This window comes from Pirellulales bacterium (assembly GCA_035546535.1).
Lineage (GTDB): Bacteria > Planctomycetota > Planctomycetia > Pirellulales > JACPPG01 > JACPPG01.
In genome coordinates, this window is the sequence record DASZWQ010000087.1 from 56,506 (window position 1) to 80,408 (window position 23,903).

Sequence of the window (23,903 nt, forward strand, 5' to 3'; positions counted from 1 at the left end):
CCTTCGGCGCGGCAGGACGTCCGAAGCCCCCCGAGCGACACGCCATCGGTTCGACGTGCTTCTTTTTGCGCTCGAGGTCGCTGCGTTGCCCTGTTGCACGCGCGCCATAAACGACGAATGAACGACAGTTCAGCAAACAATCCGGCGGCGACTCCTGGGTCCCCGGCAGGTTCGTCCGCGGAGGGGACCGCCGAATCGAATAACGCCAGTCCGAATAGCGGCGTTCCAAGCAGTGCCGCTTCGAACGGCAGCGTTAAGGACCTGGCCGCCCAGGCCGTCGCGGCGGAAGAAGCCACGCCCCCCTTGCCCGAAGGGAACGAGACGATCTCCGAACCCGAGCGCGAGGGACCGATCGTCACGACCATTGGCGCCCCGACCGGCGAAACGGTCGTGCAGAAGATTCCCGAGAAGGTCAAAACCCTGTTGGTCGGCAAGCCGCGCGACCTGGCCGACCAATCGGTCTTTCACCACGTGTCGCTGGTGGCGTTCTTGGCCTGGGTGGGATTGGGAGCGGACGGACTCTCCAGCTCTTGTTACGGCCCGCCCGAGGCGTTCGCCACGCTCGGCGAGCACGCGTTCCTGGCGATTTTCCTGTCGCTGATGACGATCCTTACCGTGTTCGTCATCTCGGCCTGCTATCGGCATATCATCGAGGAATTCCCCAGCGGCGGTGGCGGCTATCTGGTCGCCTCGAAGCTGCTCGGACCGCGCGTGGGGGTCGTGTCGGGCTGTGCCCTACTGGTCGACTACGTGCTGACGGTCACCACGTCGATCGCGGCGGCGGGGAATGCGCTCTTCGGTATCGAGCCCTTCAATCATTTTCACAGTTGGAAGGTCGAGACCGAACTGGCCGCGATCATCCTGCTGATCGTGCTCAACCTGCGCGGCATCAAGGAATCGGTGAAGTTCCTGCTGCCGATTTTCATCGTCTTTCTCATCACCCACGCGCTCTTGATCTTTGGCAGCCTGGGGTTGCACGTCGGCAGCAGTGTGACGGTGGTCAACGATATTGCTGCTGAGGTGAAATCGAACATGAGCGGCGGGCTGGGCCTGATGGGCATGATCGCCCTGTTGCTCAAGGCCTACACGATGGGGGCCGGTACTTACACCGGAATCGAAGCGGTTTCCAATAGCATGCCTGTCATGCGCGAGCCGCGCGTCGCCACCGCCAAGCGCACCATGACCTACATGGCGTTTTCGCTGGCCATTACGGCCGGTGGACTGATGATCGCTTACCTGCTCCTGGGTGTCACCCACAGCGAAGATCGCACCATGAATCAGATTCTGTGCGAGCGCTTCGTGGCTGACCTCGGGCTGGGCGAAGGGATTTCGGGTTCGACCTTCGTGTGGGTAACGATCCTGGCCGAAGCGCTCTTGTTGTTCGTGGCCGCCCAGGCCGGCTTTATCGACGGGCCACGCGTGTTGGCCAACATGGCCCACGATTCCTGGATGCCCCATTGGTTCGCCAACCTCTCTGAGCGGCTGGCCACGCACAACGGCGTGATGCTGATGGGTTTTGCCGCAATCGCAGCGCTTTTGTACACCGGCGGCGACGTCACCACGCTCTTGATCATGTACTCGATCAACGTCTTCTTGACGTTCTCGCTGTCGATGATCGGCATGGTCCGCCATTGGTGGCAGCTGCGCAACGAGCATCCGTGGTGGCGGCGCCGCCTGGCTTTGTTTCTTTTCGGCGCCGTGATGTGCGTGTCGATCTTGTGCCTGACTATCGTCGAAAAGTTCGACGTCGGCGGCTGGCGAACGCTGGGCGTGACGGGCTTGCTCGTGGGCCTGTGCTTCTGGACCCGCAATCACTACGACACCGTGATCGCCAAGGTCCGTCGGCTGGACGAAACGCTCGGCCAGCTTTCCGCCCCGCCGAACGCCACGGCCGGCGAGGTCGATCCGAAGCTGCCCACGGCTGTGATCCTGGTCGGCGGCTACAGCGGCCTGGGCGTACACACGCTCTTGAACGCCGTGCGCTTCGCCCCCGGCCATTTCAAGAACATGGTGTTCATCTCCGTGGCGGTGGTCGACTCGGGCAATTTCAAGGGTGCCGCGGCGCTTGAGGATCTGCGCCAGCATACCGAGGAATCGCTCGCCAAGTACGTCGACCTGGCGCGCCGGCTGGGTATGCCAGCCACGAGCTACATGACCATCGGCACCGAGCCGGTGCACGAGCTCGAACTGCTCTGCCTGTCGATTGCCAAGCAGTATCCGAAGGTGGTTTTCTTCGCAGGCCAATTGCTGTTCGAGCAAGACACCTGGTACCACCGCCTGCTGCACAACCAGACCGCCTTCTCGTTGCAGCGGCGGCTGCAGTGGGTCGGTCTGCCGATGGTGATCCTGCCGACCCGCGTACGCTAGAGACGCTCGACGCGTGCCCGGGCCGGGTCTACCGTTTTTGAAAGGCGTCCCGTCCTCTCGCGCGGGCGGCCTCCCAGGGCAAATACCCCGGGGCTGAGGGTTTGACGTGTCGGCCACCCCCATTGCCTCTTTGCCTGCCTCATGGTACCTACACGGCTCGGCAGTTAACGGCGGCACAAGCCTGACAACCGACACTTGCCGCACGGTTATCAGCGACAGATTTACGGCCGACCGGCGACGACCGATCTCGTGGCTGACAGGGGGAGTTGGCGGACTATACTAGTGCTCTGTGAGACCTGAACGTTCGTAGGGAACGCGTGTGCCAGAGCATGAGGAATTTGCTCGCCGCGGGTCGACTTGCGTCTCCGCCGGTCGTGCCGCGCGGGGCCCCGCTCCTGCCTGCGATGCAGAACGAGGGGGGGATGGCCGGTGGTTGCCGAAGTCCGAGTGGGAAGAGGGCCGATGCCCAGAGCCTTGAGTATCAGCGGAATCGTCGTCGCGATCCTGCTCATCCTGGTGTTCGGCCTGGACGTGGCGCTCGGGTTCCCGTTCGGTGGGGCGAGCAAGACCATGGATATCGGGTTCTGTATCGCCGCGCTGCTCTTGGGGTACCTGAGCTGGTCGACGCTGCGCGAGCTGCCGTAGCGGCGCCCCGGCTGAACCGCTCTCGGACGTAATGCCCTTCATGCTTATTCGCCGGCGGCGAAAAAGCATGCCACGCTTCCCGGCATGGCACGGCTACGCGGCCCGGCGACGCAGAATCGAGCAAGCCGGCGCGGCCACGCGTTGCCAGGTCAGGCCGGCGGCGGCCCCGGCAAGCGTTTCGCTGCGCAGGCGCCCCTGGTCGGCATAGGACGCAATTTGCCGCACGACCGAGCGGGCGTCGTCCATGAGACGCGAGTGCTGGCTCGCAGCCTCGGCCAGGTCGACGTGCAGGTGAACCATGTCGCCGGCGCCCACGGCGCGATCGACGGCCTGCCGGAGGCGCCGCACCCCGTCTCGCGCCAAATCCAGCGCTTGCGGCATGCGCCACAATCCCCAGCGCAGCTTTTGCGGAATTTCGCTCGCCCGGGCCGACAGCGGCAATAACCACCGGCTGCGCCGCCACAGGCCACGTGACGTGGCCACCTCGGTTTGCAGGCCGGATTCGGCAATGTGAATCGCCGCGATTCCGTATTTCACCAGCAGCTGATACATGTCGCCCGACAAGCTCCGCGGTACGAGCGCGCTGGCCACGCTCAGGCCCGCGGCGCGCGATCGCAGCGCTTCGCGCCGCAACTGCTCGACGATTCGCGGAGAGTCATCGGCCGCGAGCGAGATCGCCAGCGCCTGCCGCGGATGTTGCTCATCGATCGCGCCGGCCCCTTTGAAGTCGACCGGAGAGCGCGTACCCCAGGTCGCGGCCACATCATGCTCGACGAGAAACTGCAGCATCGATTCGGCGGCCGCCGTGACGGCTTGCATCGAACCGGCCTCGCCGGATCGCGCGTCGGCCGACAGGGAGAACAGCACCACGGCAGGAGACGGACTGACTCGCATGACAACACCCTCACGTTTCCGACGGACAAACCGCGCCCCGGCTAGACATTCGTCGGCTGTGCCAGCACGTCCACTCGAAGGAATGTAACGGGCGTACGGGGCGAGAAACGGCGCCCAGTTTTTCGCGTTCGGGCACGCTAGCGAATGGCGCGACTGTAGGGGCATGTGCGTGGCGGCGCGGCCGGCATGTTCCGAAAAGTCAGCCGGCAAGAATCGCGTCAACGAGCCCAGACGTCGTATACACCGCGGCTTCCGCCGCGACCTGATAGCCCAATTCTCGCAACGTCTGGCTCGTGACAGGGCTGATACTCGCCAAACGTGCCCGATGCAAATTCTGCCCGAACAAAGCCGCCAAGGATCGGGCAATGGCCGAACTGGTGACGGTCACCCACGGGCGACTGCCGGTCCCCAAGGCTGCCGCGACTGCGGGATCGGCTGTTGTCACGTCGCGGCTCTCGTAAACGACAACTTGCTCGACCGTGGCCCCGGCCTGTCGTAATTCCTCGGCCAACAGCTCCCGACCGCGGCTGGCCCGGGCGAGCAACACACGTCGTCCGGCAACTTTTTCGGCGAGCGCGGCCGCCAGCCCTTCGGCCCGGTACTCGCCAGGAACCAGCTCAGCCCGCAGCCGATAGCGGGCCAGCTCTTCGGCCGTGGCTGGTCCAATGGCCGCGAGTTTTACGCCGGCCAGCCGTCGCGCGTCGTCGCGCTCGAGCAATCGATCGAGCAGATAACGAACACCGTTGGCGCTAGAAAAGACCAGCCAATCAAACTCAGATAGCCGCGCAAGCGCCGCGTCGACGGTTCCCCAATTCGTCAGCGGACGAATCTCGATCGCCGGTTGAACGAGCACATCGGCGCCCAACTCGCTGAGCCGCGCACAGAGGTCATCCGCTTGCGCGCGCGGCCGGGTCACGATCGCGCGCTCGCCAAACAGCGGCCGCGCCGTGAACCAATCGGAAAGCGGCTCGGTTCCCGCCACATCGCCCACAATGGTAATCACGGGCGGCCGTAACTTCCGCTGGTGAAACTCGCGCGCGACAGTGCCCAGCGTCGTGCGCAGGGTCGTCTGATCGGGCCAGGTGCAGCGACGAATCACGGCCACGGGCGTGGCAGCGTCGAGCCCTCCGGCCATCAGGCCGGCGGACCAATGATCGACGGTGGTAACGCCCATGTAAAACACGAGCGTGCCAGGAAATCTCGCCAGCGCGGCATAATCGACCGCCGATTCCTTGCCGGTCTCCTCATGCCCCGTGACCAGCGCCACGGCCGAGGATAATTGTCGTCCGGTGACGGGCACGCCGGCGTAAGCACCGGCCGCCAGCGCCGTGGTGACGCCGGGCACGATTTCGAACGGCACGCCGGCAGCGGCCAAGGCGCTGCATTCTTCGGTGGCGCGCGCGAAAACCAGTGGATCGCCCGCCTTCAGCCGCACGACGCTCCGTCCCGCGCGGGCGGCCGTGATCATGCGCTCGTTCACCTCCTGTTGCGACATGATCCGCCCGCCCCCATGCCGCCCGAGACAGACCAGCTCGGAGCGCGGCGACGCGTGCGAGAGTACTTGGGGATTGACCAGATAGTCGTAGAGGACCAAATCGGCCCGCCCCAACAAACTCGCTCCGCGCACGGTCAACAGCCCCGGATCGCCCGGCCCGGCCCCGACCAGAAACACCCGGGCTGGCGTGTGCTGAGGCGTCGACGGCATAAGAACGCTCGTTTGTGTGCGGGGGGCATGCTGGTAGAATGGAAGATCGGCGATTTGGGCACCGGGGATGTCCTGCGGGCTCGCTCGCCGCCAGGGCTGCCCTGCGGCAAGCCGGCTCTCACTTTTATCGATCTTAGGGACTGGCCGCACGGCCTCCCAGTAGTGGCGGGCCGGATTTTGTACTGCACGACGCATCGGCTTGCGGCGTGCCGCCGCGCGGCCCGACCGAGAGAGGTTGTCCCCGAGTCGAAAGTTCGTCTTGCCCTTGTTTCCACTGCGGTTTGCAAACCTCCGAGCCTATGGCCGAACAGCCCCCCAAACCTCCATCGAACGACGGCCCGCAGCCGATTTCTCCGCAAACGCGCAAGCGCTTGCAGCTGTGCTTTGAAACGGGGAGCAAAAGCTCGTCCGGCGGCAATTACGATTATGCCACCGAGATGTTCACCATGTGCGTCAAGGGGGATCCGGGCAACCTGATCTACGTACAGAACTTTCTCGGCAACCTGCAGAAGAAATACAACAACAACAAGAAGGGAGCCGGGAAGCTCGCCGCGCTGGGCATCACTACGGCCAAAGGCGCGATCGCCAAGTCACGCGTGCAAAAAGATTGGAAGGGCGTCATTGCCTCCGGCCTGGAGATCCTCAAGGTCAATCCTTGGGACCTCTCTGCGCTCAAGGACATGGCCAACGCCTGTGAGCAATTGCAGCTCGATGAAGCGCAGCTCGCCTATCTCAAGTTGGCGTTGGATGTCGACATCGCCGATCCTGAAATCAACCGCTTGAATGCCCGCGCGCTGGGCCGACTCGGGCGGTTCGACCAGGCCATCCTCTGCTGGAGCCGCGTGCAAAAGGCGATTCCCCGCGACGAAGAGGCGGCCCGCGCGATCCCCAACTTGACCGTCGAAAAGACGATTCACCGCGGCGGCTACGAAGATGCCGAGTCCAGCACCGAGGTGATGGCCGACAAGGACGCCCAGTCCGATCGCCAGGGCACGAGCGGCCCGAAGCTGACGCCGGAGCAGCAACTCGAAAAGGCGATCGCCAAGAATCCCGAGAAGGTCGACAACTATTCCGAGCTGGCCGACCTGCACCTGCGGCACGATCGCTTGGAGGAGGCCGAAAAATGGCTGGCCAAGGCGCTGCAAGTCTCGGGGGGTGAAATCACGATCCGCGAACGGCTGGAAGACATCCAGATGCGGCGGGCACGCCGCGACCTGGAGATCGCCCAGAAGCGCGCGCAAACTGAAAAGACTCAGGAAGCAGTCGAGCTGTGGAAGCAGATGGCCGAGGCCTTGAACCGCACCGAGCTGGAAGTGTATCGCAGCCGCTCGGACCGCTACCCGGACAACGCCAGCTTGAAATTCGAGCTGGCCTTGCGCCTGCAACGGGCCAAGAACTACGCCGAGGCCATCAAGGTTTATCAACAGTCGATGGCCGACACCAAGCGCAAGGCGGCGATCCACCTCGGTCTCGGCGAGTGCTTTCAAGGAATCAAGCAGTTCAAGCTGGCGGCCAGCAATTTCGACCAGGCGGTCGCCGCGACCAACGATCGCGAGCCGGAGCAAAAGAAGGTCGCCCTGTATCGCGCCGGCAAATTGGCCCTGTTCATGAAGAACCTGGAAGTGGCCGACAAATACCTGACCGAGCTGGCCGGGCTCGATTTCGGCTACAAAGATGTCGGCGACCTGCTGGACAAACTGAACCAATTAAGAGAAGATGGCGGGTCCTCGGGCTAGCCGCCGCGGGTAAGTTCGCGGCCTGGCGGCTGGAACCTGCTGGCCGCAAATCCTTGTTTTTCTGGGCCTGATTCTCCGTATGCCGACAACCAATAGTGCCAAGAAGCGTCTTCGCCAGAACGTCGTCCGCCGGGCGCGCAATCGTGCCACGCGCAGCTTGTTGAAAACCGAGGTTCGCAAGGTGCGCGAAGCCGTGGCCGAGGCCGACGCGGAGAAGGCCGGCGCGGCACTGCGGGAAGCCGCCAAGAAACTCGACAAGGCCGCGGCGCGTGGCGTCATTCACGGCAATGCGGCGGCCCGCATCAAGTCGCGTCTGTCGCTGGCCGTAAAGAACGCCAAGGGAGCCACGCCCACCAAGGCGGCCAAGAAGCCCAAGGCGAAAAAGGCCTAAGCCCCTCAGACTCAACGGCACGACCCGCTCATTCGCGACATTCGCTCCCTGCCCGCGTTTGATCCCTTTCCAGGGCAGCCGCGTCCTCGCGCGCCGGTTTGCATTTCCTGTCCGGCGCGGCCATGATCGAGCGAGAGGTGCCGCGCCGCCGTTTCACGGGCACCCTTGTTCTTCTGGGTATTGGCCATGCCCCCGACCGACACGCGGATCGCTGTGTACACCGGGTCGTTCGATCCGATCACGCTCGGACACCTGAACGTCATCGAGCGCGCCAGCCGACTGGTCGATCGGCTGATCGTGGGGATCGGCATCAACGCCGGCAAGGACCCGCTGTTTACGTTGGAAGAGCGCGAGGCGCTCGTGCGACGCGTGACCGCGCACATCCCTAACGTCGAGGTGCAGGAGTTTTCCGGCCTGGCTGTTCATTTCGTGCGCAAGTGCAACGCCCGCGTCATGATTCGCGGCGTGCGCCCGCTGACGGATCTCGAGACCGAGATCACGATGATGATGGCCAACCGACAGCTCGATCCGAAGATCGAAACCGTCGTGCTGTTGGCCGACGCCGAGTTCGCGCACGTCTCCAGCTCGCTGATCAAGCAAATCGCGCCGTTGGCCGACGACGAAGAGTTGGGCCGGTTCGTGCCGCCGGAAGTGATCGCCGCTCTGCGGCAGAAAATGGATGGCCGGCCGATGCCGTCGCGCGATATTTAGCAAGCGCGGCGAATCTCGAAATTTCTGGGTGGCAACCTGCGACTTGCCTATCTGTCGGCGGAAATCTGCGCCGGCAACTCGGCAAAGTTCCGCAGGATACGCAACCCATCGCTTTGGCTCTTCTCCGGATGAAATTGCGTGGCGAAAAGATTGTCGCGCGCAATGGCGGCCGTGAACGGCTGCGGATAATTGGCCTCGGCGGCGATGACCGTGCGATCGTTCGGAACGACGTAGTAGGAATGAACGAAGTACACGTAGGGCGCACTGGACAGGCCCGCGAACAAGGGTTGCGGCTGGCGAAGCTCCAGTTCGTTCCAGCCCATGTGCGGCACCTTGAAGCCTTCGCGTGGGGCGAAGCGTACGACTTCGCCGCCCAAGATGCCCAGCCCTTCGTGGCGCCCCCCCTCGTAACTGACCTCGAAGAGAAGCTGCAGCCCCAGGCAGATGCCCAGGAAGGGCCGGCCTGAGCGCGCCGCCCGGCGCGTGACGTCCGCCAATCCGCGCTCGCGCAGCTCGTGCATGGCGTCGCCAAAGGCCCCCACGCCCGGCAGCACCACGCGCTCGGCCGCGTCGATCGTGGCTGGGTCGCTGGTGATCACGGCCTCGTGCCCGACCTTTTCGAAGCCCTTCTGCACACTGCGCAGGTTGCCCATACCGTAGTCGATGACCGCAATCATTCTCTATCGCGAAAAGTCCAGAAAGCTTGAGAGGAAGGGAATCGCCGGAACCCGCGAAGCGAACGCGGCAAGTGCCTGCAAGGACAGCCTCCCTCGAGGCCCGGTTCGCCCCGAATACGATTCTAGCGTCCCGACGTGCGCTCGGGGTAGATAACGAGTTCCACGCGGCGATTTCGCTCTTTGCCGGCGGCCGTGCCGTTGGAGACGATCGGATGGTTCGGGCCGTGCCCTACGACGAACAACTGGCCCGGCTGCAGCCGGGAGCGGAGCGAAACATAGTCGTAGACCGCCAGGGCCTCGCCGATCGAGAGCTGATGGTTGTTTTGCCACTTGCCGGCACTGGCTGAGTCGTTGTCGGTGTGCCCTTCGATCCCCACGATCTGGTTCGGATACAGCCGTACGATGTCCGCGGCGACGGTATCCAGGAGCGGACTCGCCTCGGGAAGCAGTCGTGCCGTGCCAGGCGAGAAGAGCCGGGAGCTGGGAATCTCGATCCGCACCACGTCGCCATCGGCGCGGGCTTGGACCCCCGGAATATCGATCGCCGGGAGCTGACTCTTCAGGCTGTTGTTGGCCGTGATCTTGGCGCCGGCCTGCGGCTTGGCCGAGACGGTCCAGGCCTCGGGCCCGTTGCCTCCAGGCGGCGTTTGTTCTTTGACCTTGGCCAGTTGCGACGTGGCGCTACCCAACTGATCCCGGAGTGCCGCCACCTGGTCCTCGAGCAGGCGCGATTGTTGCTGCGACTGGCCGAGCATGGTCTGCAGCTCTTGATTGTCCTTGTCGAGCGCCAAAGCGCGCGTTTGCAGTTCCGTATTGCGCTGCGCGAGTGCGACTTGCTGCTGCTGCAGGCTTTGCACCTGGCTTTGCGCGGTGAGCGAGTTTTGCGCGCAGCCGACCAGCACGGCTAACGGCAAAATCCACGGCCAGCGCACAGCGGCCACGGCTCGCATGGCGGCCTACTCCCAGTTAGGTGCAGAAGAGCGATGAGATTGAAGCCGAGGTGCAACGACCGGACGGCCCGCCGCAATGCGCCCGCGTGCGCAAGGGCAACACGAGCGCAAGAGCGCCGCAGGGACCAATCGGCGAGGGATGGTAGCCTCGGCGAATTAGCGACACAAGGCCAATCGCGCGTCGCTGGGAGAAGCCAGCTCCCGCGCCAGCATCGCCCCAGCTAGCGTGTCGGTGGCTGGGTATTGGCCATAGAAGCGTTTGATGAAATGACGATGCCACGGCGACGGCGCGTGAGCCTGCCAGCCCCATCGCGCCAGCAGTCGGTCCGAAATGCGCGCCGTGGTGACGTCGCACAGGATGGCATCGCAGCGCTTCCAGCGGGCCAGCTCGTCCAGGGCGCCCAGAGCGCCGCGAATCGTGGCCAATGATGTGCCTTGCGCCGACAAGGCATAGTCGACGATCAGAAACTGCCGCAGCCTGCGCGGCTGGCGATAATAGAGCCAGCAGCGGTCGCCCGTGCGCAGCCGATGGGCAAGCCGGCCCCACAAGCTCACCTCCAACTGAGAGACGCGCCGGGCGAAAAGACGCGGCCGGACGCTCACCAGCCGCCCGGCGGCCACTTCGATCATGCCGCACCGGGCGCGCCGGAGACGCGCGGGCGATGGCCGATAATGTGCCGCGTCAGGTGGCGCTGGCATGCCGACGGGCCTCGCAGAAATGGGAAGTGCCTGTGACCGCGCCTTCGCGCGATCACAGGCCGTTCCACGTCCAAACTTCAGAACGCCGCTCCCTTGTACGTCAGTGGGCGCCAGGCCCTAGTTCGAGGCCGGGCGAGCCGACTCGTGGTGACGCTGCGCGTGCGGCGTCGACGGCTCCCGCTGCGCCGCACGTTCTGGTTGTCCCTCGTGATCGCGCGGCGATGCTTCCTGCGCCGTGGCTTCGGTCGATGGCTCGTCCGTCGTCTCTTCCTCGTCGAAATACTGCGGTTCGTAGAGCGCGATCCATGGCTTTTGCGGATCGACGGGCCTGGTGAAATTCACCGCGATGCCGGCCCCCGGCCCGACCTCGACGTTCGTTTCGCGATTCTGTTCCTGCCCATGGTCGTTCCACACCGTGCGCACGTCGAACTTTTCGGGATGATCGTCGTCGTTGTCGATTTCCGGTGTCAGCAGCACGCGCTGGTTGCCTTCCCCCTGTACGAGCTGCCCGTTCAAGTAAACCTGGGCGTCCTTGCTCGGAAGCGCCAGATAGATCGCACCGCGAGAGTCGAAGGTGTTGTCTTCCTCTTCTTCGTTCTCCATGCTCGTGTCATTGGCGGCCAACTGATCGATCGGCGGACGCTGTGCGCTGTTCTGCTGCGTCTCGGCATACGGGTTCTCGATCGGCGCGCCACTGTCGGCCAGCGTGCTCGCGGCCGGCGTCGTGCTGTTCGGCACTGTATCGGTTGTGTCGTTGGCAAGGTAATTCCCCGTCAAAGGCGCCGAGATCGGCTGATTTGCGCCGTAGCTCGACCAGCCGCCATACGGAGCGCCCCACGCGCCGAGACCGTAGCCGGCCAAACCCCAGCCGAGGTTCGATCCCCAACCGCCACCCCAGCCGCCCCAGCCCCCACCCCAGCCACCGCCGTAGCCACCCCAGCCGCCGCCCCCCCAACCGTGGTGCGAGTGGTGGTGGCTGTGATGATGCGAGGCGTGATGGTGGCTATGGGAATGGTGATGATTGCCATGGTGTCCGCCGTGATGGCCGCCATGATGACCGCCGCCGTGACCTCCGCCATGCCCACCGCCGCGGGCCATGACACGGCCCGTCGCCACTGCTATCGACAGACCAACCACAGCCACGACAACCAGCGAGCGATGCAATCGCAACGACATAGTTCTCACCCTCTGCAAGTAGGACCAGGGATACATCCGCGCGGCCGGGAACGGCACGCGAACTCGTGATGTTCGGAATGCGCCCGCCGAAACCACATCCTGGCCTGCGGGCTCATGGGAAATCTATTTTCCGTTCCGGCCCCGTGTCGCGCACGGACGATTGCGTCGGCAGGCGAAAACGTGCTCCGGCGGGTCGCCGCACGGAACAATTGCTACAGCCGCGCCAGAGGGCTTGGCGGCGCCCTGCCCGAGTCGGTTTCCCAGGCTACGAATGACCCGGCGGCGCTCATGCGCCCCCCAGGGCTTCGCGAAGGGCTCGCCACACGCGCAGCATGACCGCGAGCAATACCAAGCACACGCCAAGCGCCGCGGGCACCAGCCAGGGAACGTCGTAAAGCGGGTTGGCCCAAGCCCACAGCGCGCCCCACTTCACGATCACCACCAGCGCGGCGAGGCAAAGAAATGGCCCATAAGGAATGACGTTGTCGCGATAGGCGAACCACTGGATCAAGCCCACGACTAACCCCGCCAGGGGCGCGAGAAAGAAGACCATCGGGCTGGCCTGCCAGCCGAGAAAGCTGCCGATCATGGCCATGAGCGTGACGTCGCCGAATCCCATCGCCTCGCGCGCGAGCGCCCAACCGGCGGCGACGCGCACCGCCCAGATCAGCCCGCCGCAGGCGGCCATGCCGACCAACGAGCTCACCAGCCCCAACCAGCGCTCGCCCCCCATCGACCACACGACGGTGATGAGCGCAGCGCCGACCAAGCCACAGGCGACCACGATGATGCTCAAGGGATCGCGGCGCCAGCGGGCCAGCATGAGCGACAATGCCCGCCGCCAGCCGCGACGCCCGCGCCGCGGCCACGGCAAGAGAGCCACGCACCACAGAAGGAAGCAGAACAACGCCACCAGCAGCCACGCGATCGTCCCCCGCGGCGCCAGATGCGCGGGCGGATCGTTCGGACTGGCCAAGGTGAGAAATCCAATCATCGGGCCTGCGACGCGCTGCTCGATGACCGGCAACAACGACGCGGGTACCGTCACCGCGGCCAACAAACCCAGCAGCGTGCCCGGCACCGTCACGAGGTCAGGAATCGTCTGTTCGTCGATATCCACGAGCGACGCCACCAGCATCAAGGTGATCAGCACCAGGTGGCTGATGAATTGGGCGTGCAAGTAGAAGCCGTCGCCCTGCGCCGGGACAAAGCCGAGCGGCGCCAGCGGGCGGACCAGCTCCCAGCGATGTACTTCCCAGACATAGAGCGCCGCGAAGGCGAGTCCCAGCAGCAGTTCCACGACCAGCGGCCGCCAGCCACTCGGGCCGGGATGGCTGTCCTCCCAGCGCCGCGCCTGCCACGATCCCACGATCGGCAGCCAGGCACGGCGCAGCCTCACATCGCCAGGCGAGGGATGCGCGCCACCGGCCGCGACGTAGAGCGGCCGTTGCATGGCGACCAACCACCAGGAAAACCAGTTGGCCAATCGCGCAACGCCGGCTCCCACGACAAAAAGCACCATCAATCGCAAGGGAAGCGGCATAAGAGCCCGAGGCCTTTAGCCTCCCTCCGAGCCGCACGAGGCTAGCTGCAAACGATCGATGATCTCGCCAGCGATGTCGCCCGGCTCGCGATCGTCGGTGGCGACAGTAATCGTGGCCGCCTCTTCGTACAGCGGCGTGCGCTGGGCCAACAATTGGCGGATCTCTTGCTCGCCGCCGGCCAGCAAGTTGGGCCGCCGCGCGGCGGTCGTCGCATCGGCCGCGATGCGCGCGGCGATCGTCTCGACCTGGGCCGTCAGCCACACCACGGCGCCGGCCGCGGCCAGCGCCCGACGGTTCTCCGGGCGCAGCACGACTCCGCCGCCGGCGGCGACGATGGTCCGCTCGCGCGCGACCAGCGCGGCGATGACCTGCGATTCCCGATCGCGAAAGGCCAGTTCCCCCTCGTCGGCGAACTGGGCCGCGATCGACTTGCCGGCACGCAGCTCGACTTCCACGTCGCTATCGCACCAATCCCAGCCCAGGCGCAGCGCCAACTGTTGAGCGACCGTGGTTTTGCCGGTCCCCCGGTAGCCGATGAGCACGAGGTTTTCGGGCGTGGGCATGCGAGGGGCCAAAGCTGACGAGGAGATTTTCGATGTCTGCGAGCGTGCGACGGTATCCGCCGAAATTATAGATCGCCTGCCACACCTTGCGCGGCGGCGATCATGCTTTGGCCGGGCCGATCGTGCGGCGCAATACCTCGCGCATCAGTTCGGCGGGGGCATCCTGGCCCGTGAACAACTTGAATTGCAAAGCGGCCTGGCGGATGAACATCTCGACGCCGGTCACGACCGTGCAACTACGGCTACGCGCGTCTTTGACGAGCAAGGTGCTCTCCGGGTTGTAGACCGTGTCGAAGACGATCATCGCCGGCTTCAGATGGTGCTTTTCATAGGCCGTTTCGTCGACGTTGGGGTGCATGCCCAGCGGCGTGCAATTGATCAGCACGTCGACCGAGTAGTTGTAGCGGGCCGTCCAGTCGATGGCCCGGCAGCCAAGGAATTTGGCCAGCGCGTCGGCGCGGGCGCTGGTGCGGCTGGCCAGCGTGACCTCGGCGCCGCGGCGCATGAGGCCGTAAGCGATCGCGCGGGCTGCCCCGCCCGCCCCCAGCACCAGGGCCGAACGCCCCTGCAAGAAACGTGTGGTGGCCGTCTGTTCGTCCAGTTCCATGGCCGAAGCCAGGCTGTCCATGGCGGCGCGGTAATCGGTGTTGAAGCCCGACAACTCGCCGTTTTCGAAGAGGATCGTGTTCGCCGCGGCAACTCCTTTGACGGCGCCGTCGATCTTGCCGAGCCATTTCAGCACCGCTTCCTTGTGCGGGATGGTAACGCTCAGCCCGCGAATGCCGAGTTCGCGCGCGTCGTCGATGAAGCTGCCCAGGTCCTCGCGCGGGATGCGGAACGGCAGGTAGACCTTGTTCAACTGGGCGCTGCGAAAAGCTGCGTTGTGAATCAACGGGCTGAGGCTGTGGCCGATGGGGTCGCCGATGACGCCGTACAGCTCGGTTTCTGCCGTGATATGTTCGTAATCGTAAATCTCGCGCATCTGCTGAAAGCTGAGTTGCCCCGGCGCGAGGGTCCGTTCGTGATGGAATGTCGCGTACGTGAAGGGAGAGCCGAAGCGGCCTGCCAAAACGCGCGAGGGAGTGCCGATATCGCCCATGCAGAAGCCGACGGTCGGCTGCTGGCTCTCGCGCACCAGCCGCAGCATGCGCAGGTTGTCGTGCGGGTGATTGGCCAGCGTGGCCAGCTTGACGATATCGGCGTCGAGCTTCGTAAGCCGCGCGTGCAACTCGGCCAGGTTATCGGGCGTCTTGCGAAAATCGTGCAGGCTGACGATCCGCTTGGTCTTACCGTAGCGCGGAATCTTGGCGGCGACGTCTTCCTCCAGGTCGACGTATTCCACGCCTTCGGCGATCGCGGTGCGCAAGAGCATGATCCGCGCCGCCTCTTCGCCGTTGTATTTGCCGCCGTCCTGGGTGCGGCGGATCGTGATGATCACCGGCGAGGGGCGATCCGCGAGCACCCGTTTCAAATTGATCTGGCCGTTGATGTAGTCGAGCCGCAGCTCGACGAGCCGCGCCCCCTGCTCGACCAGGTGCTTATGTTCGGCAATCACGTGGCGATGCCGGCCACGGCCAATGCTGACGCAGATCATGATATTGCCCACGCGGCGGTAAGGAGAATCGCTCTAGTATAAGGTGTCGTCCGACAGGAGGCAGGGGCGCACTCGCGGTAGAAGCACGAGTTTCGCCCGGCGGGCGTGGGCGGAATCGCTCTGCGGCGGGACGCCGCGTCACGTGCGCATGAACTGCCGGTCCAGATCCTCGCGCGTGAAGACCAGGGCCGTGGGGCGGCCGTGGGGGCAATGGTGCGTGTCCTGGGCCAGGTGCCGGGAAGCGAGCAGGGCTTCGATCTCCTCCGGCGTGAGGGCGTCCCCCGCTTTCACCGCCGCCTTGCACGACATCATGTGCAATAGTTCGTCCAGCAGATCGCGCCGCTCGGGCGCGCGTCCCCCGGCCACCAACAATTCCACCATGTCACGCAATAGCGCCGCCGGCTGCGCCGCTTTCAGCATGGCCGGATAGCTCGATACCAAGACCGTGCCGCCGCCAAAGGGCTCGATGCGAATGCCCAACTGCGCCAATAGCTCGCGCTGCTCCAGGGCCGCGGCCGCCTCCGCAGGGGTGAGATCCACCGGCTCGGGCACGAGCAAGCTCTGTGTCTCGAGCGCCCCGGCCAGCACCTTGGCGCGAAATTGCTCGTACAACACGCGTTCGTGCAGCGCGTGCTGGTCGATCACCAGCACCCCTTCGGCGCTCTCGGTAACCAGATACCGGTTGTGAATCTGCACGGCCTGCGCCACCGGCGCCGCGTAAGGAGGAACCGAGGCAAACTCGCGCCGTGCATCGACAAAGTGGGGACGCAGATTCCAGGACGTTGATTCCCCCGCTCCGTATTCACTGGCGATGTGCCGAGAAAAATGCGATGTACCGTTTTCGTTCGTTTCGGACTCCGCCGCGAGCGGCTCTTCACTGCCACCGGCCGGATCCCAGTGCCGCTCCAAGGGAACAAGATCCAACGGCGCCGCAGGTGATGCGAGCGAAACGGGTAACGCCGCGCCGGCATTCGCCGCATCGACCTCGGCATCTTGCGAGCGCCGCGCGGCCAGTTCACTTTTGGCCCACTCGACGAACCTATTGCCGGACTGCGCCATCGGCGCGGCGCCATTTTGTGCGTTACCGCCGCTCGCGAAATCGATCGCTCCGAGGAACGCGTCGTTCGGCCGGGCGACGCGGTCGGCCGTGGCGGCATGCGTCAGGTCGCTGGTGAGAAATTTAGTGCGGATCGTGCCGAGCAATTGACTGTAGAGCCGACCGCCATCCTGGAAACGGACTTCGAGCTTCGTGGGATGGACGTTCACGTCGACCATTTCGGCCGGCATGTCAAAACACAGAAACGAAATCGGGTACCGGCCCGTCAGTAGCAGGCCGCGATACGCTTCGGCCAAGGCGTGTTGCAGCGCCCGGTCGCGGACGTACCGCCCGTTGAGAAACAGATACTGCATGCGCGTGTTGCCGCGGCTCTGGCTCGGATGGGCCACGTAGCCGGCTAAACGGATCGGCTGGTCGGCGCTGTCGATCCAGATCAAGGCGTCGCTCAATTCGGGTCCGAAAAACGCGCCGATCCGCTCGCGCCAATCCTGGCTCGGCGGCAGGTCGTAGACCAGCCGCTCGTTGTGGCGCAGCACGAAGTGCACCTGCGGGCTGGCCAGGGCCAAGCGGGTGAAGGCCTCGGTCACGTGCCCCATCTCGGTTTGCGTCGAACGCAGAAACTTGCGCCGCACCGGCGTGTTGACGAACAGGTTGCGCACCTCGATCGCGGTGCCCGGGGCGCAGCCGCAGGGAACGACCTGCCGCGGCTCACCGGCGATGACCTCCAGTTCAGCCCCGGCCGTGGCGTCGGCCGTGCGGCTGCGTAGGGTGAAATGACTCACTTCGGCGATCGACGCCAGCGCCTCGCCGCGAAAGCCGAGCGTGCTGACGCGAAACAGGTCGTCGGCCGTGGCGAGCTTGCTCGTGGCATGGCTGGCGACGGCCAAGGGCAACTGCTCGGCCGGAATGCCGTGGCCGTTATCGACGATCCGCACCAGGTCCATGCCCCCCTGGGCGATCGAGACCTCGATGCGCGTCGCGCCGGCATCCAGCGAGTTTTCGACCAGCTCCTTGACGACGCTGGCCGGCCGCTCGACAACCTCGCCGGCGGCGATCTTGTTGATCACGCTTTGCGGCAATTGTCGAATCGTGGCCATGAGAGTCCGTTCACGGGTGGCATCGAAATGTGCGTGAGTATCCGGCAGCGCCTTTGCCTTTCGGCGCGCTACTTACAGATGGAATTCCTTGATCTTGCGGTAGAGCGTGCGCTCGCCGATCCCAAGCATCTCGGCGGCCTCCTCGCGATTGCCGCCGGTCAGCTTCAAGGTTTCGGCGATAAACAGCCGCTCGATCTCGGTAAGCGGCTTGCCGACCAGGCTGCCGAGATTATCGCCCGTCGCAGGGGTGGCTGACTCGGGCGCCGCTTCGTTGGCACCAGATAACTCGACGGGCAAGTCGTCGATATCGAGCACCCCGTCATAATCGACGACGACCATGCTCTCCACCACGTTGCGCAACTGCCGAACGTTGCCCGGCCAGTCGAAGGCCATCAGCCGGCGCCGGGCGGCGGTCGACATGCTCTTGATGGGTTTATCGTGCCGCTTGGCGAATTGCCGCATGAAATGTTCGATCAAGAGCGGAATATCCTGACTGCGCTCGACCAGCCGTGGCAGCACCACGGTTACGACCTTCAGCCGGTGGTACAGGTCGCTGCGGAAGGTGCCGGCCGTGATCTGCTTTTCCAGGTTGCGGTTCGTGGCCGACAGGATGCGCACATTGACCTTGATCCGCTCATTCGAGCCGACGCGCGTGATCTCGCCATTTTCCAGCACGCGCAGGAGCTTGATCTGCGTCGCCATCGGCATGTCGCCGACTTCGTCGAGAAACAAGGTGCCGCCGTTGGCGTATTCGAACTTGCCGACGCGGTCGGTCGATGCGTCGGTGAAGGCTCCGCGCACGTGGCCAAACAGTTCGCTCTCGAGGATATTCTCACTGAGAGCGGCGCAATTCAGTCCCACGAACTGCTTGTTCTTGCGCGGGCTGTTCTGGTGGATCGACTGCGCGACCAGCTCCTTGCCGGTGCCCGTCTCGCCCTGGATCAGCACCGTGGCATTCGTGGGCGCGATCCGCTTCAAAAGCTGGATCACGTCATTCATCTTCGGGCTGGAACCGATGACGCCCTCGAACCCATACTTTTCGTCCAGCCGGCGGTGCAAATCGGCGTTCGTGCGGCGCAGCCTGAGGTTGGCGGCCGCGTTTTCGGTCACGGCCCGCAATTGCCCCAAGTCCAAGGGCTTTAACAGATAGCTATAGGCCCCCTGTTGCATGGCCGATACGGCCGACGGCACGGTGCCATGCCCGGTGACCAGGATCACCTCGGCCTCGGGCTGGCTCTCCTTGGCTCGTTTGAGGATTTCCAGGCCATCGATATCGGTCATGACCAGGTCGGTAATGACGATGTCGAAGACGTTTTCTTCGAGCTCCGCAGCCCCGGCGGCGCCGCTGGTGGTCACGGTACACTCGTAGCCGACCCGCTCCAGGCTCTCGGCCATGGCCGCCGCGTGCGCAGCGTCGTTATCCACGATCAGCACGCGGATCGGGAGGGCGGAGGAGTCGGCAGTCTCGAGCGGCTTGGCCGTAACCATTTGCCCGATAATACAAAACTGCGGTCCGAGGGGCCACTGGCCGGGCACACCCGCGCCCTATTCCTTGCCCCCGATCTCCTGAACCCCCAAGCGCGGCGGCACGGGCAGCTCGATGGTGAACTGAGTGCCCCGGCCAGGTTCACTGTCGACCCGGATCTGCCCGCCATGCGCTTCGACGATTTTCTTGGCGATCGGCAGGCCCAGGCCTGAGCCACCCGACTTTGTCGTATAGAAGGCGTCGAAAATCTTCGAACGCGTCCGTTCATCCATGCCGCTGCCGGTGTCGATCAAGTGCAAAGCGACGCCGCGCGACGTGACCGCAGTGCTGATCACCAATTGCCCCCCCTTGGGCATCGCCTGCTGCGCGTTGAGCACCAGGTTCAAGAGGGCACTTTGAAATGTCTCGCGGTCCAACAGCACGCCTGGCAGATCGGTTTGCAAGTACGTGACCACCTCGATCTTGGCCTCGGACGCCTTGGGACGGAAGAAATCCAACAGCCGGCGCACTTCTTCGTTCAAGTCCGACGACTCCAGCCGCGGCTTGCGGACCCGGGCGAAGGCCAGAAAATCGTTGAGCAAATCCTGCAGCCGCTGGCACTCGCGCTGCACGACGCCGATCTTGGTCAAGGCGCGCCGGGCACGCGGTGAATCATCGCCGGCCAGGTCTTCGGCCAAGAGCTCAATATTCAGGCCGATCGTCGAAAGCGGGTTTTTGATCTCGTGCGCGAGCCCCCCGGCCAGCTGCGCAATTTCGGTGTACTGGTCGACCAGTTTTTGATTGACATCAGCGGCGGAAGTTTGGCTGGCACGGTTCATGCGCCGCCATTTTACGGGACGTTCCGCCAAGGGCCAGATGCGCCCTGTGCGGGTCTGTGTGGTGGCGCGACGCGCGCCAAGAAGCATTAACGCAAGACCATCAATGCTTATGCTCGTGCTTGTGCGGCTTCGACGGCTTGAAGTCCGGGCCCACGGGTAGCGGTAGGCCCAGCATGTCGCCGTTGGGCTTGAAGCCGCCGCCGTCGACGTCGACGAAGATCGGATTGGCCACGGCCGTGGGCATTTGCTTCGCCTGGTCCGGGCCGACCACGGGTCCGAGTTCTTTCCCTTCGCCCGCCGCGACGACGACCAGGTGGGCGTCCGCAGGCAGTTCGATCGGCAGTTCCTCGTCGAACACCACGGTCGCCTGGTGGAACTTGTCGGCATGGGTGCGGCGCGAGTAGTTCCACTTCGGATCGGCCACACCGTTGACGAATATCTGCACGCGGTTCACCTCCAGCCAGTTCGGGCATTGCACCCGCACGGCCAAAGTGAGCTTCCCGCCCGGGGCCTGTAGATCCTCACCAACCAGCGCGGTGTCGTTACCCTCCCCGGCTTTGGCATGCACCGTCAAAAACGGTCCGTTGGTCATCACGATGTTGCCGTGCTCGCAGGCGTGTACCAGGTTCATCACCGACGCCTCGGCCGGGACGTCGGTCGACGACTTGATGAAATTGCGCAACCCCCCCGAGCCGTGAAAGTTCCAATGTGCGTCGGTGTTGACCACGCCCGGCACACGATAGCCCAGATTTAACAGTTGCAGCCAGTGGAAAATCGTGTTCCCCTGCTCGCGCTCGTTAGGAACGCTCTCCGGCGGCGTAAAGATCGTGGGCAGTGGGTGCACTTCGATCACGTCCATGAAGCCGAACATCTTTTCGAAGCCGCCGTCGGGCGAGCCGTTCAAATCCTTGTCGAAGGCCATCTGTACGATGTTCGGGTGATTCACCTGTACCAGCTTGTCGGAGTTGTTTTCCCACATCGCCAGCCGCTCGATCTGCACCACCGGGTCGACATCCGAAAGCGGCGCGCCGTTGTCCTGCGTGCGTGGATGCGGTGTCAGCGGGAAGGCGTTCTGATGATTCAGCGGCAACGGTCGGCCGGTCATCTCCATGCCAGGGCAGGTCAGCATGCGCTTCACGGCGTCGAAGGCTTTCAGGTGCGGATCGTAGACCGTGATCCGGTTGTGCTCGGTGCATGGCGCGAACTCGACGTGCTCAGCCAGTAGATTCAGCACGCGACCCGCCTGGCTGGCGGTATTGTCGCCGGACGGCGTCGAGTGACTGTGGAAATCGGCGCTCAGCCAGCCGGTGGTGTCGACCGAACGTTTGAGCTGTGCTGCCAGCGGCGTGACTTTTCCGCCCGCGACCTTGATCGTCGTGAAAACGGCGTCGTATTCCGGGCCATAGCTGACGATCACGTCGTACTCGCCCGGCGCAAGCGGCACGCGGAACTTGCCGTTTTCGGTGTAATAGACGTTCCGCACGCCGTGTACGGCGCTATCGGGGCCGAATTTGGGACTCTTTGTGTCGCCGCGGCCGGAGAATTGCACCTTGCAAGCCGTGATGCCGCCGTCGGGGCTCGTGATCTTGGCGTCGACGTACCCGGGGGGCGGCAGCTCGACGGTTTGCGAGGCATTTCTTTCCGCATATATCGTGACCGCCTTCGAGCCCTGCCCTAGCGCGCTGACTTGCGCCTGATATTCGCCGGCGGGCAAACGGACGGCGAGGCGGCCCTTGTCGCTGGTCCGGCCATGGGCCAGCCGCTCGCCGGTCGAGTTCTTGATCTCCACGTCGGCATCGACCACGACGCCGTCGGGATCCTTCACAGCCAGGTCAACGGTCACGAGCGGCTGCTTGTGCAACTCCCGGGCCAGCGCCAGGACCTCGATCAAGTTAGCGGCCGGGAAAAGATGACGCACGACTTCGCGTGTCTCGCCCGGCGCTAGCTTCGCCGCGGCGTCCTTGGACTTGATACTTAAGACCGGCTTATCGCCGCGCTTGATGGCGTCAGGCGAGAAAGTCGACTTCGGTTCCAGCAACATCGCACCGTAACCTTGCCGCCAGTAAGGATCGTAAGCCCAGAAGAGGCCCAGGTCGTCGGCGGTGCCGAATTCGAACTCGCCGTCGGCGCGAATGGCGTCGGCCAGGTTCAGCTCCAGCGGTTCGGCCGAAACGTTCTTGATGCGCGTGATAATCTTCAGGCTGTGGGCATCGTCAGCAAGCGCGTAAATGACTTCAGCCGTCGAGCGTTTGTCTTCAGAGGTGCCGCGGAACGTGAGCGTCTTTTCCGCGCCGCTGCCGCCCGCCTTTTCGGCATCATCGGGCCCCGTGAGAGCGTATTGCCCGTTGAGCGGATAATAGGCGCTCAATTGATCGGACTGTCGCGAGCGCTCGGTGAGGTCAATGACACAACCGCCGACGTTGCGCACGGTCATGTTGGCATTGCGCTTGGGCAAGGCTTCGGCGATCACGGCCACGATCTGCTTGTTGCGCAGCACCCAATCTCCGTAGATGCAATCGACTTCCTTCCCTTGCGGCACCGCGTCGTCCCAGCTCTTTTCCGTAAGCTGGATGACGTCCGCAGCCGAAGCGTCGCGTGTCCCGACCATGAAGCCCACGATCAGGAGTGCGATTGGGAGTCGATACAAATTGAGGGACGGGTACAGGTGCCGCATGGTGCAGATCCTCAGGAGGGCGTTAATCGATTATTCCCAGACGCGGGCCATGATAGCGGATGTTTGTGAGGGATGTGTGAAGCTACGCAGACGCTTCTTTCAACGACTTAGCCGCCGGCCTCGCCCGGCGCTCCTTCTGGCCCGGCGCCTCGCCGTGAAAACTCTGGGCGGCGATCGATCGTTCTCACGAACGACGCCACTCGCGACTACCTCTTGAACACCTTCGGCGAGAGTTTGATCGTGCCCAGATCGTTTTCGCCGGGCTCGATGCGCCGTCGGAACCGCCCTTTGGGCCAGTCGGGCGTGTTGATGAATCCTGGCACCTCGTGCCAGGCTTGAAACTCGAATTCGCCAAGCGGCAGGCCGTGCAGCGCGAAGGTGCCGTCCGTCTGCGAGATTGCGAAGTAGGGATTGCCGCACGGCAGAATGTACGCCTTGTACCACGGTTGGATGTTCGAGGTCACTGGCTGTGGAAGCCCGTGGACCTGGCGAAACTTGTAGGTGGCTTCGTGCGCGGGTGCGAGCAACGGGTTCATGCCGGGCCCGCCGATCTCTGTGACATTAGCATTGATGGCAAAAGGGTCGCTGTTGCGAATCACTAATGTCTGTGCCGTCGTGAGCGCCAGAATATGCGGCTCGAAGCGTAATCCTTTCGATTCGAGCACTACCCGTGGCGGCAGGTCTCGCAAGCGCCTTGGATGCACCGGCACATTCTTGGTCCGGACAAAGAGAAGGACATTGCACAAACCTCCTTGTGCGTCCACCAGGAGCGTCTCATCCACCGGATTGGGCATCTTTCCCAGCCTGCCCGCGGGCACGACCAGCGGGGGAGGATCGGGGCGCGGCCCATCGTAGACGAATCGCCCGATGAGTGTCCCCCAGCGCGTGTCTTGTTGTGGCGGGGCGCCTCGCGCAACGACCGTGGAGAGGCAAACCAGCAGCAGAATAGGCGTGCTTCGCATGAGTCGCCCCGTGGTTCTTGTACCCCGTGCCGGACGCCATCGAGTTTAGTGTTCCGCGGCTGGCGATGCCAAAAAGAGATCCGCCGGGCAAGCCCGGCGGCTGAATAGGTCGAACGCCGCGGTTCGCGGACCGGCATGTACGCAAAAAAGCCGCCGA

19 protein-coding genes are annotated in these 23,903 nt (G+C 64.2%); 5 read left to right on the top strand and 14 right to left on the bottom strand.

Features of this window, described 5'->3' with window-relative positions; all coding sequences use genetic code 11:
* Positions 1-117: 117 nt before the first annotated feature.
* A complete protein-coding gene (locus VHD36_11265; protein ID HVU87891.1) occupies positions 118-2,367 on the top strand; it encodes an APC family permease in 2,250 nt (749 codons plus the stop codon).
* A 462-nt stretch (positions 2,368-2,829) separates the two neighbouring features.
* Positions 2,830-3,012, top strand: coding sequence for a hypothetical protein (locus VHD36_11270; GenBank protein HVU87892.1), 183 nt, complete (start codon positions 2,830-2,832; stop codon positions 3,010-3,012).
* A gap of 93 nt (positions 3,013-3,105) precedes the next feature.
* On the opposite strand, the gene VHD36_11275 is transcribed toward VHD36_11270, so the two are convergent.
* Positions 3,106-3,906, bottom strand: a complete 801-nt coding sequence (locus VHD36_11275) for a hypothetical protein (protein HVU87893.1) — start codon at positions 3,904-3,906, stop codon at positions 3,106-3,108.
* Positions 3,907-4,105: 199 nt separating this feature from the next.
* On the bottom strand, positions 4,106-5,611 hold the full coding sequence (cobA, locus tag VHD36_11280; protein ID HVU87894.1) for a uroporphyrinogen-III C-methyltransferase: 1,506 nt from the start codon (positions 5,609-5,611) through the stop codon (positions 4,106-4,108).
* A gap of 299 nt (positions 5,612-5,910) precedes the next feature.
* On the opposite strand from cobA, the gene VHD36_11285 reads away from it, so the two are divergent.
* The 3 genes from VHD36_11285 to coaD all read left to right on the top strand — a co-directional run bounded on the left by VHD36_11285 (position 5,911) and on the right by coaD (position 8,449).
* Entirely contained in the window at positions 5,911-7,347 is a 1,437-nt protein-coding gene (locus tag VHD36_11285) for a tetratricopeptide repeat protein (GenBank protein HVU87895.1), read from the top strand.
* A gap of 79 nt (positions 7,348-7,426) precedes the next feature.
* Positions 7,427-7,738 carry a 30S ribosomal protein S20 gene (rpsT, locus tag VHD36_11290; GenBank protein ID HVU87896.1) on the top strand — a complete coding sequence of 104 codons (312 nt, stop codon included), beginning with the start codon at positions 7,427-7,429 and terminating at the stop codon, positions 7,736-7,738.
* A 186-nt stretch (positions 7,739-7,924) separates the two neighbouring features.
* On the top strand, positions 7,925-8,449 hold the full coding sequence (coaD, locus tag VHD36_11295) for a pantetheine-phosphate adenylyltransferase (GenBank protein HVU87897.1): 525 nt from the start codon (positions 7,925-7,927) through the stop codon (positions 8,447-8,449).
* 47 nt (positions 8,450-8,496) lie between these two features.
* Here coaD and hisH read toward each other — a convergent pair whose 3' ends face one another.
* The 12 genes from hisH to VHD36_11355 all read right to left on the bottom strand — a co-directional run bounded on the left by hisH (position 8,497) and on the right by VHD36_11355 (position 23,746).
* On the bottom strand, positions 8,497-9,126 hold the full coding sequence (gene hisH, locus VHD36_11300) for an imidazole glycerol phosphate synthase subunit HisH (GenBank protein HVU87898.1): 630 nt from the start codon (positions 9,124-9,126) through the stop codon (positions 8,497-8,499).
* 122 nt (positions 9,127-9,248) lie between these two features.
* Positions 9,249-10,076 (bottom strand): OmpA family protein, encoded by an 828-nt coding sequence (locus tag VHD36_11305; protein HVU87899.1) that lies wholly within the window; start codon positions 10,074-10,076, stop codon positions 9,249-9,251.
* A gap of 156 nt (positions 10,077-10,232) precedes the next feature.
* Entirely contained in the window at positions 10,233-10,706 is a 474-nt protein-coding gene (locus VHD36_11310; protein ID HVU87900.1) for a hypothetical protein, read from the bottom strand.
* A gap of 186 nt (positions 10,707-10,892) precedes the next feature.
* Positions 10,893-11,951: a hypothetical protein gene (locus tag VHD36_11315; protein HVU87901.1), complete on the bottom strand. Its 1,059-nt coding sequence runs from the start codon at positions 11,949-11,951 to the stop codon at positions 10,893-10,895.
* A 286-nt stretch (positions 11,952-12,237) separates the two neighbouring features.
* Positions 12,238-13,494 (bottom strand): A24 family peptidase, encoded by a 1,257-nt coding sequence (locus VHD36_11320; protein ID HVU87902.1) that lies wholly within the window; start codon positions 13,492-13,494, stop codon positions 12,238-12,240.
* Between the two features lie 15 nt (positions 13,495-13,509).
* Positions 13,510-14,058 (bottom strand): shikimate kinase, encoded by a 549-nt coding sequence (locus VHD36_11325; protein ID HVU87903.1) that lies wholly within the window; start codon positions 14,056-14,058, stop codon positions 13,510-13,512.
* A gap of 100 nt (positions 14,059-14,158) precedes the next feature.
* A complete protein-coding gene (gene aroE, locus VHD36_11330; GenBank protein HVU87904.1) occupies positions 14,159-15,652 on the bottom strand; it encodes a shikimate dehydrogenase in 1,494 nt (497 codons plus the stop codon).
* A 138-nt stretch (positions 15,653-15,790) separates the two neighbouring features.
* The gene (gene mutL / locus VHD36_11335; protein ID HVU87905.1) at positions 15,791-17,806 is read right to left on the bottom strand and encodes a DNA mismatch repair endonuclease MutL; all 2,016 of its coding nucleotides are present in this window, start codon (positions 17,804-17,806) and stop codon (positions 15,791-15,793) included.
* A 72-nt stretch (positions 17,807-17,878) separates the two neighbouring features.
* Positions 17,879-19,231 (bottom strand): sigma-54 dependent transcriptional regulator, encoded by a 1,353-nt coding sequence (locus VHD36_11340; GenBank protein HVU87906.1) that lies wholly within the window; start codon positions 19,229-19,231, stop codon positions 17,879-17,881.
* Positions 19,232-19,351: 120 nt separating this feature from the next.
* On the bottom strand, positions 19,352-20,110 hold the full coding sequence (locus VHD36_11345) for an ATP-binding protein (GenBank protein ID HVU87907.1): 759 nt from the start codon (positions 20,108-20,110) through the stop codon (positions 19,352-19,354).
* A 100-nt stretch (positions 20,111-20,210) separates the two neighbouring features.
* Positions 20,211-22,784 (bottom strand): CehA/McbA family metallohydrolase, encoded by a 2,574-nt coding sequence (locus tag VHD36_11350; GenBank protein HVU87908.1) that lies wholly within the window; start codon positions 22,782-22,784, stop codon positions 20,211-20,213.
* A 206-nt stretch (positions 22,785-22,990) separates the two neighbouring features.
* Entirely contained in the window at positions 22,991-23,746 is a 756-nt protein-coding gene (locus tag VHD36_11355) for a hypothetical protein (protein HVU87909.1), read from the bottom strand.
* Positions 23,747-23,903: the final 157 nt, after the last annotated feature.

Bases quoted from the DNA above. Each gene is read 5' to 3' on its own strand.
- VHD36_11265 (HVU87891.1), top strand. From the start codon at position 118: ATGAACGACAGTTCAGCAAACAATCCGGCGGCGACTCCTGGGTCCCCG.
- VHD36_11270 (HVU87892.1), top strand. From the start codon at position 2,830: ATGCCCAGAGCCTTGAGTATCAGCGGAATCGTCGTCGCGATCCTGCTC.
- VHD36_11275 (HVU87893.1), bottom strand. From the start codon at position 3,906: ATGCGAGTCAGTCCGTCTCCTGCCGTGGTGCTGTTCTCCCTGTCGGCC.
- cobA (HVU87894.1), bottom strand. From the start codon at position 5,611: ATGCCGTCGACGCCTCAGCACACGCCAGCCCGGGTGTTTCTGGTCGGG.
- VHD36_11285 (HVU87895.1), top strand. From the start codon at position 5,911: ATGGCCGAACAGCCCCCCAAACCTCCATCGAACGACGGCCCGCAGCCG.
- rpsT (HVU87896.1), top strand. From the start codon at position 7,427: ATGCCGACAACCAATAGTGCCAAGAAGCGTCTTCGCCAGAACGTCGTC.
- coaD (HVU87897.1), top strand. From the start codon at position 7,925: ATGCCCCCGACCGACACGCGGATCGCTGTGTACACCGGGTCGTTCGAT.
- hisH (HVU87898.1), bottom strand. From the start codon at position 9,126: ATGATTGCGGTCATCGACTACGGTATGGGCAACCTGCGCAGTGTGCAG.
- VHD36_11305 (HVU87899.1), bottom strand. From the start codon at position 10,076: ATGCGAGCCGTGGCCGCTGTGCGCTGGCCGTGGATTTTGCCGTTAGCC.
- VHD36_11310 (HVU87900.1), bottom strand. From the start codon at position 10,706: ATGATCGAAGTGGCCGCCGGGCGGCTGGTGAGCGTCCGGCCGCGTCTT.
- VHD36_11315 (HVU87901.1), bottom strand. From the start codon at position 11,951: ATGTCGTTGCGATTGCATCGCTCGCTGGTTGTCGTGGCTGTGGTTGGT.
- VHD36_11320 (HVU87902.1), bottom strand. From the start codon at position 13,494: ATGCCGCTTCCCTTGCGATTGATGGTGCTTTTTGTCGTGGGAGCCGGC.
- VHD36_11325 (HVU87903.1), bottom strand. From the start codon at position 14,058: ATGCCCACGCCCGAAAACCTCGTGCTCATCGGCTACCGGGGGACCGGC.
- aroE (HVU87904.1), bottom strand. From the start codon at position 15,652: ATGATCTGCGTCAGCATTGGCCGTGGCCGGCATCGCCACGTGATTGCC.
- mutL (HVU87905.1), bottom strand. From the start codon at position 17,806: ATGGCCACGATTCGACAATTGCCGCAAAGCGTGATCAACAAGATCGCC.
- VHD36_11345 (HVU87907.1), bottom strand. From the start codon at position 20,110: ATGAACCGTGCCAGCCAAACTTCCGCCGCTGATGTCAATCAAAAACTG.
- VHD36_11350 (HVU87908.1), bottom strand. From the start codon at position 22,784: ATGCGGCACCTGTACCCGTCCCTCAATTTGTATCGACTCCCAATCGCA.
- VHD36_11355 (HVU87909.1), bottom strand. From the start codon at position 23,746: ATGCGAAGCACGCCTATTCTGCTGCTGGTTTGCCTCTCCACGGTCGTT.